General features: G+C 46.2%; 6 protein-coding genes. 3 read left to right on the plus strand and 3 right to left on the minus strand.

Annotation, left to right across the window (positions count from 1 at the left end):
• The coding region (locus tag H6750_21225; protein ID MCB9776836.1) for a response regulator at positions 1-356 on the plus strand (356 nt) is incomplete at its 5' end.
• Between the two features lie 342 nt (positions 357-698).
• Here the strand turns inward: H6750_21225 and H6750_21230 are convergent.
• The 3 genes from H6750_21230 to H6750_21240 form a co-directional block, all read right to left on the minus strand.
• Positions 699-1676, minus strand: a complete 978-nt coding sequence (locus H6750_21230; protein MCB9776837.1) for a hypothetical protein — start codon at positions 1674-1676, stop codon at positions 699-701.
• A 93-nt stretch (positions 1677-1769) separates the two neighbouring features.
• Positions 1770-7820, minus strand: a complete 6051-nt coding sequence (locus tag H6750_21235; protein MCB9776838.1) for a hypothetical protein — start codon at positions 7818-7820, stop codon at positions 1770-1772.
• A gap of 1 nt (position 7821) precedes the next feature.
• Positions 7822-8484 (minus strand): hypothetical protein, encoded by a 663-nt coding sequence (locus H6750_21240; GenBank protein MCB9776839.1) that lies wholly within the window; start codon positions 8482-8484, stop codon positions 7822-7824.
• 360 nt (positions 8485-8844) lie between these two features.
• Here H6750_21240 and H6750_21245 point away from each other — a divergent pair, with 360 nt between their 5' ends.
• Together H6750_21245 and H6750_21250 are read left to right on the plus strand one after the other, a co-directional pair.
• On the plus strand, positions 8845-9213 hold the full coding sequence (locus H6750_21245; protein MCB9776840.1) for a hypothetical protein: 369 nt from the start codon (positions 8845-8847) through the stop codon (positions 9211-9213).
• 1888 nt (positions 9214-11101) lie between these two features.
• Positions 11102-11302, plus strand: a 201-nt coding sequence (locus tag H6750_21250) for a hypothetical protein (protein MCB9776841.1), incomplete at its 3' end; no start/stop codon positions are given.

An 11302-nucleotide genomic window follows, 5' to 3' on the forward strand; every position in this document is an offset into this window, starting at 1 on the left:
TGTTCGTGGATGATGAGGCTGCCGTGCGTGAGATGGCGCGTGCCGTCCTTGAGCGATTGAACTTTCAATCGTTGATTGCCACGGATGGGGCGGACGGCTTGATGCAGGCCACCGAATATCGGGCTGAGTTGCGGGCGATCGTCACGGATTTGCATATGCCACACATGGACGGATTGGTCTTTGTTCGCGCACTCCGGCGGATGTTACCGGATATTCCGGTTGTGGTGGCCAGCGGGAGGATGGAGGAGGCCATGGCCGCAGAATTTCAGTCCTTAGGGGTGGTGAACCGCCTGGACAAACCCTTCACCGAATTCCAACTCGCCGAAGCCTTGAGGACGCTCCTGGCGCCTCAATGAGCCGGTCCGTTTTCGCCGGGTCGTTGGTTCGATTCCTACACGGTCAACCAATAACATTAAGTTCTTACGACGATTCTGTCTGCCCCAGGTGGGGACGGTGTCTAACATGGATCTGCTCCTGAGTGTTGAGCACTTGCCAATGGAACCTTTTCCGAACAAGGGAAATACATAGCAGGGAGGGCGTTCTACACAAAACCATCACGAGACTCGTATGAAACAGACACAGTTCAGTGAAGTGCAGATTGACGGGATTCTGAAACAAGTGAATACGGAGATTAAGGTCATAAATCTCTATCGGGGCATGGAATCAGTGGCTGCCTCTCCCGTTCCGTTCATTGTAACTCATGGATTATTTTCATCCGGGAATAAGGGGAACCACATTCCTCCCAAAGCCTCTTCCTCCGTGCCGATACTGAGGACACTATTTTCTACTTGCTTGGCTGGCCCTGCCAACGCTTCGACTTTTAAACCTTCCCGTTTCCAGCCAACAAGGGGCCTTGTCGGATGAAAAAGCAATCCATGGCTCTCGTCCCAACTAAAAGTTCCCGGGCTATAGATCACTGACTGGAATGGGCCAAACTTCCCTCCTGGGTCATCAACGGCAATGGTCCAGACTTGCCATTCCTCTTCACAGTGTTTTTGCAAAAAGACATCCGAGGCATCACGATTGCCAAAGAATCGGACTCCTTCAGTCAAAGAAACCTCTCCTGCTTTAGTGAATACAGGTTGATTACTCTCTAATCCACCCAATTTCCCCCAAATCAACATTCCAGGTTTATGGCTTCCTCCCCTTAATGCCAATACCAGAAAAAGATCATGCTTCGGCGTCTTCAGACAGGCCAATCCTTCTATCTGTTCATCTTTTGGAGTCGAGTAGAACTGGTGCTTGAGGGAAAAAGGCAAAAATGTGGACTGCACCTCCCCAGTCCAACTATTCCTATCCTTCGTAATCCGTACATAAAAAATCCGTCCATACTTCCCCTGGAAAAAGCCGCTTTCGGCCATGAGAATTTCTTGATTCCGTCCTGGCAAAGAACAGGCAGCCTCCAAATCACTAGGGGGTAAATCCTCATATCTCAAGCGAAGAACTTCGGACGTAATGTCATTCTCTCTAACAGTCAGAATTCGCACTCGTGGCGCAGGATTAGCAGCAAGAAGTCCATCCGATCCGTGCAAATTTTTGGTGTCGGCGACCGTCAGAAAGATATTGTCGTCGATCTTTGCCATCCCGCTAATGCCAGGTTCAAAGGCAGAAGCAGGGCATACAGGCAATACCCAACACAAGATGCTGAGCACACACCCTCTCCATAACCGATTCATTAGAGTCTTCCTTCAATAATGGTTCAGAAACAGTATGGAAGGCGTTGCCCCGACAGAAGCACCCTTCACCCTAAACCGAAAACCCTTAAGAGGCTATTTCGTGACAGAGTCATTTAAAACAGAAATTTGCACCTCAAATGTTTTCAGGGTCTCTTGCCGTTGCTTAATAAAAGCGAGGAGTCGCTTTTGGACCTCACCGGTCATAAGAACCAAGGCCTTTTGAGTCGTTTCAGCTTCTAAATCCTGCTGTTTCTCGAGAATGCCAAGCTCAATCTCACGATGGAAGCTTTTGACGGCACGGAGCCGGTTCAACATTTCTTGTGCCTTTTCCTCCGTGTTGTGCCGTGACGGTTCGAGATTGTCCAGATGCTTTTCTTGGGCCGTATCGACAATGGAAGATAGTGAAGTGATGGCCTCTTTCATTAGGGGCTCCTTCTGCCAGGCCGCTTTGATATTCCCACCCAATGAATTCGTTAACGACTCTGCAGCCTCCAAGTCTTTATCCGTCTGCTCTTGATAGAGCTTGTCGAATCGATTAAATTGCCGTTCAAGAAGGGATGGATTCTGGTCAGCCGTGTTGGGAATAACCTGGCCAGACTGATTTCCGGTATCCCCACCTGGCTGAGGAGCACCTGGTTGAGAACGATCTAAGAAATTGGTGGCGCTTCCCCCAAATCCGAACATGGCGAGATTCGTGGCAGAATTAATGATATCTCGAGGATTAGCAGAATAATTCTTGACGGTCCAGTTGCCGATATCGTCTTTAATCAATACATAATTCGTATCCCCGGCCCCGTTTAGTTTGATCCGGTTCACATTATGCCAGAACAGTTTGTCGATTTGACTCTGAACCCTGAGAGTTGAATCGGCATATAGGCTTTTTCCCGTCACAAAATTAGAGGTGAAGGGAATACTGCGAAAGGCATTTTCAGTCAGCATGTTCTTCCACTCTAAGGGAGCCTCTTCTTGGAGAGCTGGAGAGGGATAACTCGATCGAAGGAAGGCCAGAGCCGGACGGATCAACACCATCGAGGCCCGGTGGGTATAAGCGGTTTTCAGGGATTTTTCAATTTGTTGAGCGATAGTCGATTGCTCACCGCCCTCTCTCACGGCGGCAATGTGCTCATACTTCAAGGTAGCAATCAATTGATCCATCACTTCTTTGGCATCCAATCCTTGCGTCTCCTGGGGAGACGGAACCCGGAGTGGCTCCGGTGTTTGTTGCAGAGTGGCAATGGTGGAAGACAGATCAGTTGATGGATCGCCCGATGATTCATTCGTTTTGTTTTTCGTTTTTTGTTGTGCATTCCCACTACTGCCAGCGGTTCCCTGAGCCGAAACCATAGCCTTTTTCTGTTCCAGAACGTCACCAATAGTCCGGTAGACCAGATCGGAGGAATCCAAGCGACCCTCTCGGGCCAACGCATGGAGAATGTCGTCCTGATAGCGCAGCAGAGTCGCTTGCGCGGTCTTAAATTTAGCCTGATATTTTTCCAAATATTTCGTTTTTGCCTTATCGGCGGCATCTCGTTTCGCTTTTTGTGAATCATTCTCTTTTTGTTTTTCAGTTACTTCCCTCTGTATTTTGTCCATCTCCAAGTTTGCCTGGTGTTGTTGCTCCCATAACTGTGACAGGATGAGATGAGCAAGAATCACCGTGTGAAAGGACGGTTGATCCGCCTTGTTCTTATCAATTTCTATATAGGCTGGATTCTCCAACCCCTTGATTTGTTCGGCAGGAAACTGTCGTTCTTTCACGGAAGAAAGGACTTTTTTCAAGCAGGCAAGCTGATCCGATCTGAGAACTGGATCAGAAGGGCAAGTGCTTGTACCAATTTTTTGGTCGAGTTGCATCTCAAGCTTATCAAAAAAAGCTTTTTTGGTTATGCGAGCTGTGTTGGCTATCATTTCCGCAAGTTCGCCTATATATTGGGTCTCTCCACCAACCGTTTCAGCGCCTGTAAAGCTTCCATTATCCAGAGAAACCCCTTCTATCGTAGTTTTTTCTAATGTTCCTTCATCAATGATGGCTTGAGTTTTATCTGGGAATGCAAAACGTCCGTCTATTTCGCCAGTGGAAACTACTGATTTTCCGCCCGAGACCTTTCCATCCTCGAGATTAATGACGGTGGCGTTTTTAAGATTAAGGGTCACGATTGATGAGCCGTTGGTGGCTTTAATTGTAATTTTTTTGGCGCGTAATACTTCCTCATCACTTCCCTTTAGCACAGCATCTTTCAGGGTAACTTCCTTAAACGATGCGGTCAGAACGTTTACCTTTTCAACAGTGGGTTCCTTATCCGTTGGCTGTGGCGACAAGGTACCACCCTTCAAGGTCGATGAGATAACGGTTCCACTGACCAATTGTACTCCATTAACTAAGGTATACGAAGCTTCGTCCTTCAGGGTAACGGTCGCGTTATTAACGGTGGCCTCCTTAATCGGCCCTGCGTTCAATCTTGAGGCTCTACCAATTCTGTGGGATTTTTTTTCCGCTGATTTGAGGGTTCCACCCGTCGCGGTACCCCCACTGGCGGAGGTAGAATCCTTTCCTAATGTTGCTGTCACAATCACACCTGTCAGATTATCGTTTTTCCAGCGCAAATCTTTGATCTGCCACTGGGAAAGGGAAATTGGCTTTTTTTTCTCACCCTTCAATGTGGCGCCTGAAACAAGAGCCTTTTGGGGCAATATTTGTTTCTCGTCCTGCGTTGTCGTTCCATCAAGAATCCACGCATTGGTAATGCTTGCGTTGGTAAGGGTTAAATTATTATTGCTGCTGGCTATCATCACCGGATTTTTTTCTAGGTCGATTTCTATCGTCGGACTGCTCCCCTCTGCCCATGTAAAAATAACAGGGCCAGAAAGTTTCGCGAGAGTCCCGCCTGTGATTTCAGGTGGGTTGGCATCTTTGGAGGATTTCCATTGCACCTCTTGAATTTCTCCATATAGAGCACTTTCAGTTCCGAAAACTATTTTTTCGGAATTCTGGGAAAGCGTTCCTTCCAAAATCATCTGATCGTCTTTCTTGAAAATCTTACTTGTGTTCATTGTTTGTTCCAAGCTTGATCGAACAAGTGAAATGGTTTTCTTAGGTATTAATTCTCCCTGGTTCAGTTTTGCGTCATCTAAAGAAAGGTTAGATAATTCCACCGCATCAATTTTTTCACCATCTATCTTACAGAACGGCGAATCAACAGCAATTTTCGTACAGCTTGTAATAGTTCCCTGTATCGTTCCTTCGTTAAACTTCCCAACTATTGTCTCGTTTATTTTAGGAGTACTTCCTTTTTCTATTGTTATAGTGAGTTTTTTCCCTGTCGTAGCCTTCAACGAATAGGTTGCCTTAGCTGATGAAATAGTCCCAGTGAAGCTTGGATATTTGACGGTCACATTTTCTCCAGTCACTGTTGACTTGGCAGGAAGACTCTGGTGACTTTCTGTTGAAATTTTCCAGGTCAAATTTCCACCAATGAGCTCGCCTCCATTGGTCTGTCCGCCTTGAATGATGAGATCGGATAACTTTCCACCATACCCTTCACCAGGTTTACTGCTGTTCTGGTTGCTTCCCCCTTCATAGTCCCCACCTGTTATATTCAAGGAAGTCAACGCGGAAACATTTGCAAGAATACTTCCCGAATATTTTCCATTTTTGGTATCTCCAGGACCTTTGATCGTTCCTCCCTTGGTATATCCACCGTTTGTTTGGAAAAGAAAGCCGCTGTGGTCATGTAAAGTTTTAAACGCCTTATTTGCTTTATTGAATGCTTTGGTTTTTTCGCCCAATTCCTTGGAAATGCCCTTCAACTTGTTTTCGGCTCCATCCGCCGCTTCAACCAGTTGGTTAAATGTTGTGTCGGCTTTCACCAACTGGTCTTCTGAAATTTTGGCTTCCCCGCCAAAGCGTTGAATGAGCTGATCGACCGCTTCTGTGGCATATCTAGGAAAGGCTACTTTCATCGCAAGAGCCTCCCGTGGACCGCGTTTATCCAACTCCTCTTCATAGCGTTCTTTGTGGGAAATCTCATCGATCTGATTCAAGATAGAATTCCCCACGGCCTGAAGAATCTTCGTATCTTTATGAATTTTCTTTTTCTGCAGTTCTAAGTTGCCTAATGGAGTCAGCCTACTGAACCATGTGTCCGGTTCGGAGTCTAACAATATCCGATGATTGGCCAAGAATAGCACGGTTTGGGAAAACCGGATGAGACCGTCAAAGAGCCTATCACGTTCAGCCTTTATCACTCGAAAATCAGGCGGCTGTTGATCTGCTACCTTCAAATACCGTTCGATGAGAGTCTCCAATCCGTCGTCCAATCGACCCTTTCCAAGACCTGCAGCAATTTTGATATTGCTGACCGCCGTACCAACCCCCTCGATTATTCCATCTATAATCTTCTCCAAATTGGATTCTTCCGGATTCATAGGACCGACGGTAATTCCAAAGGTAGAACGTAATTCATATTCATCCGTGAGCAAGGCAAGGTATAGATCGGCCTTTCTTAATAAATCCGTCATTTCTATTCGATTGGTCTTTAATTGCTCTAGAAATTGTCCTCTAATGCGCTTGCTATTTTGTTTGGAATTCCCTTCAAGATCCTCATTCCCATACCAGCTGATAATTTTAGATTTTGGAATCGTAATTTTGTCTTCTAGATTGTCCCTAGGCGTTTCATCAGATATAGCGATATTTGGAAGTAGGGTTCCAGCTTCATTCATATTCTTCAAAGCAGAAACCAAATAATGGCCCACGCTTAGCCCCATGATCATTTCAGGAATTTCGTCTCCGTGTTTTCTCTTCAGTTTTTCAATTTCTTCTCCCGGAAAATCTAATAAATGATTAATGTCTAGGAGAGCATGGAAGATCTGCCGGGTTGCCTTTCTCACTTTCAAAAAAGATTGACCGATTTGGATTACCGTTGCAATAAACTGCCTTTTTTGATCACTTTCTAGTGGAAATAGAGCATTTGCATGGATGTCGACAATATTTTTCTTGTTTTCTGCCAGGGCTAAAAACATCGAGGTATAGCTTGCCCCACATCCCTTTTTGTTCTTTTGTAATTCTTTCTTTGCTTGATCATAAGATTCATTAAATAGATCTTTACATCCTCCATTAAAATCCCCGGAATCCAATAAATCTTCCACTTTCGGCCAACTTGAATACTGCTCCCCTAATATTTCTCCCTGGGACAAGTTGGTTTTTTGAAGATGATCATGGACTATAAAAATTTCCTTTATTGAACGATTTTCTTTTTGGGGAGCCAAAAAATTTCGGTAGGCGTCAACCAAATCATTTATGGTGTATGGTTCAGGGGAATTTAATTTGCTTTTATTCGTTGCCTTACTGATTTCCGTTGATTCGCCGGGAACTTCGTTGCCCTCCCCACTATTCTTGGTTTCAAGGGAAAAAGGTGTTTTGGCGCACTCGATAGGAGCCTCGCCGCTCTCTTCCCCTTGTAGCTGAGTTGGCCCCAGATCTGCGGGATTATTTCCCTTTTTCTTATTGCCCGCACAACTCTTCTTACTTTCTAAAGATGAATTTGCTTTTTGGCGTTCAGTCTGTAGTTCAATTTTAAAGGCAGTTTTTAAATTTTTCCATAAATCTTTCTGGTGTTTGAGATCTTTAGGAAATAAGATGTCACTAAATAAATTATAGTCTCTGATGGCATGCTTGATCTCCTGAACCGGCATTGAAATGGGGTTATACTTTTGATCTTCATATAGGCTCAAGATGGCATTCACCTTGAACGAGTCGTGCCCGCAAAATTCATAGTCTTCTTCAATGAAACCTTGGCCGTAGTTTTTATGTCCTTGAAACGCTACGATCTTTTTGGTTCCATTCAGGCATCCTCGTTTTTCCAGAAAAGGATAGTTTGGCTCATACAAACCTTCGGGATAATCCCAATGATCGGCTGTTTGGATATTGGCCCGTTCAATCGCCTTTTCTTCCATGGTATTCCGCAATTGAATTAACAGGGGCTTTGCCCCCATTGCCATCACCGTCATGGACTCGGTTTGCACATGAGTATCGTTAACTAACGGCCCCTTATACACGTCTACATCAATGGTTAAGGCCGCACACCCCGCGAGCCAATATGCCATACCGCACAGAACCACGTTGGCTGAAAAATGTTTGTTGTTCATGTCAATTTCCTTTATCTGCCAAACCTAAAAGCCTTGCATCCATTTCAAAGTCTTTTAAGCGTTCCTGCTGAACGGAGAGTTTCAGTAGGGTCTGCATCATTTTGGCTTTGGCATCTCCTTGGAGCTGCTCATGTTGAATCCTGGCAAAATTCCCCAATGCCTGATCAATGGCCTGAAAATAGTCCTCCGGGCTCATTCCCATGACGATCACCAATCTGTGGTCTTTCGGGGCTTCCCGAAATCCTTCTGGCCCAAACAACACGAGCCGGCGATTCCCCGTCAGTTCTGACAAGGTGCCATCATCACTTTTACCAATGATCACCTTCCCGGTCTTTTTTTCCGTACTGATGGGGGTACTTAAGGAATCGACGAGGCGAGAGGGCACCCAACCTGACCCAAAATTCATCCAGCTAAAGGAGCTTGCCTGTCCTCGGACGGTCACACGGTAGATGCTCGACGGAAGTTGTTCCTGCGGGTCAAAGACACCTAAATAGTAGATCTGCTCAAGGGAATTACTTGGGGAAAGCCCTGTGAAAGCGGTTGTTCCTACGACACTTCCGATAATGGCCCCTGTGGGATCACACCCCCACTGCGTCAATCCCGTGACCATTAAAAAAACAACGACCAAAACATGATTTCTGAGCACGTACCACATGCCATCCATAGCTTGTCTCCATCCTTGAATAATTCATGGCAATATATTATTTAATTCCTCTCTCCTTTTTTTATGAAAAAATCTAGTTGCCAGTAGCGACTCTTTGCTTTTTTCGTCAGGTTTAACCTTAGGAAAATAGTCGAATAAAGTCTACCCCAAAAGTCAGAAACTTCGGTTTGGTTTTCCTCAGTTCTAAAATGAGCATGAGAGATATATTATTCCCATGAATCTTTGCAGGTCTCAGTAGGGACTAGGGAACGCTCATCACATGCCGCGGTCTGTTTCTGTGAGTGATGTTGTTGAATTAATGTGCAGGGAGATTGTGCGATTGGACCGTCGCCTTTCATGTGCTGTGTTAAGTGGCGTCCAATGATTCGCTATTGGGGATGGGCTGTCGCAGGGCTTTTTGTGGTATTCAGTCCCAATCTACTTTGGCTGGGCACCTCCACACTGAAGATTCACAATGACTCCCGTGCACCTATTGATTCAATTGCCTATCAGGCATGCGGGACCTTGCATGCCGTTGGCAAGCTTCCATCTCATGAATTCACGTTTCGTTTTTTACCGGTCTGTGGGGATGATACTCTTGAAATCATGATAGGCCAGGGCAAATTCTGCCAGACCTATATCGAAGGGGAGCTCTATCACGTCGATGCAGTTATTTCCAGTGTGGATACTGTGAGTTGCACATATGATGATGTATTCTCAAGCCTCTTGGTTGAAAAAATGCTGTGGTAATGTTGCAAGCTTGAATAGTTTCTATGTCAGCCTCTTGTCTATAGGGGGCGAGGTCTTACGATATTATGGGGATGCTGGGGAGATGAAAGAATAGGGGGATTCACTTGGCGCTTCTTTAGTTCATTAGGAATCTTATCTGAACTGGCCCGGGAGAAGGGCAACCTTTTCTTGGCCAAAGACGCAGAAAGTTTCTCCGCTATGCTGTGGGACATAATGCTCCCCGTGAATGTTTTTGTCGAATAGGTCCCCCAATCCTATGCACCTTGAGTAGCCTCTTTATGGGAATTCAACGGTTTGGATTGTCAGAACACGTTTCATGAACAGCTGTTCGTAACCATTGACTTCGAAATATACCGGAGTCTGCGGCCTTCGAGTATCCACAGGTTCAAGAAGGATATCCCCTTCGTTGTCCTTGTCGGATCACTCAAGATTGTGGGGTTCCCTAATCGGGAAGACACGCGTTTTGTTTTTGCGTCTCCGCTCAAATGTGCGTGCTCGTCATGTATTGATTTTTCCGGCTCCAAGTTTAGGGTCTATCTTCCTCAGTCAGTTAGTTGTGGAATGTTCTGGTCTTCAGAAAGAGCTGTCAGGTCTCATGAAGATCCATGTAACATTTGAGGATGGCCCTAGTGCAAAAACCAGTGGAATTGACCGATAAGATTCTTCATGGTCTGGAGTCTCCAGAGTCATCTTGGTGCGAGAAAGTTTCCGCCAATGGCCTCTTATCCAATCATCAAAGTATAGGACCATAGAAAGCGATCCTATCGTGCCAACCCCTAGTTTTTCCAACGTGGAAACACAAGATTTTGCTTCTCAGGTCTTGAATGACGGCGCTTCAGTATTGGTGAACGCTTTGACGTCTTCTGAACAGCCTTGTGAGAGGGGATGGCAGCGGCTGGAGGCCGCCAGTGCGATCGTGCCGCTTCGAATGGGCACCCTATGGTCCCTTAGGGCGGAGTGCTCTGGCTGAGGTAGATGCTGATTTTCATCGAGACTTTCTTCAAGAATTAAGGGGACGTCTCCGGAAGCCTGCTCGCCGATGCATGTGGAGACCAGTGAAAGGGGATCGTAAGCGGTTTCGGCAACTATCCATTGCTATCGATGCAGGGCAGGGGAGGTTTCGAAGGCCACGGAATTTGATCGAAAGGGGAATGCGCGATTTGTGCTGACCCATGTGACGGTGCCACAGGCCTGTAAGTTAATCCAATATCCTTCTGTGAGTATCATGGTATTCTGATTGAACGAGCATAATGCCTGACGGGAACTAACTCAGGCCTTTCGGATTTTACTCTCTGGCTGGCCGTCCACCATTCGCCATCTGGAATTGGATTATGTCCATGATATTTCGGTGTATGACTCACTCCCTCCTCCTGAGGTTTTGATGCAATGTCAATCGGAGTTGGCCCATCTTTTTTTCTTGGAACGGTTTTTCTGCGACCCATTTCTCTTGATGACGGAGTGATGGAAAATCTTTTCCAGCATCCGAAGTTGTCCGATGTTCACATTACCGGTACGCGGATTTCGGATGCAGCAATTCAGATTTTGGGTGGTTGTCCCTCCATGGAAATGGTGATACTTGCCCAATGTTCAAGCTATCTCGCTCAGGTGGTGGGAGGTTCATGAAATTTTGCTGGATGCCCGATTTATTAAAATCAGCGCCTCGTATGCAAGAGGGCAGGCGGTTTCGCATGACGGTCGGTGGTATGTTTTGCGTGGTAGCGGAATATGAGACCGTTTCAAGACCAGATCCTGAATGCTGGGGTTTATTCATGAGTGGCTGCAAGTGGTGAATGGCACTGGCTTGAGGGATGTTAGGCCAGGTTGCGGTCACGCAATGGGGGGAGTTGAGCATGGTCGATTGTTCTTTGTCCTCAAACGGAGTGGCCTGATGTCACAGACTGATTCCAGCTCTGATCGTTATTTTCCTTCCAAACGGGATGGATGGATCGAAGGTGTTATTTTAGGCAGCTTGGGCACAAGTGTTGTTGGAATGCTGATACCCTTGGCCCTTCCCGATGCCGGTCGGGTTGAGGCCTTTTGGGTGGCGGGCCTTATTCTGATGATGGATGCGTTCATGTTGTGGGTGCTC

It is taken from the genome of Nitrospiraceae bacterium, assembly GCA_020632595.1.
Classification (GTDB): Bacteria; Nitrospirota; Nitrospiria; order Nitrospirales; family UBA8639; genus Nitrospira_E.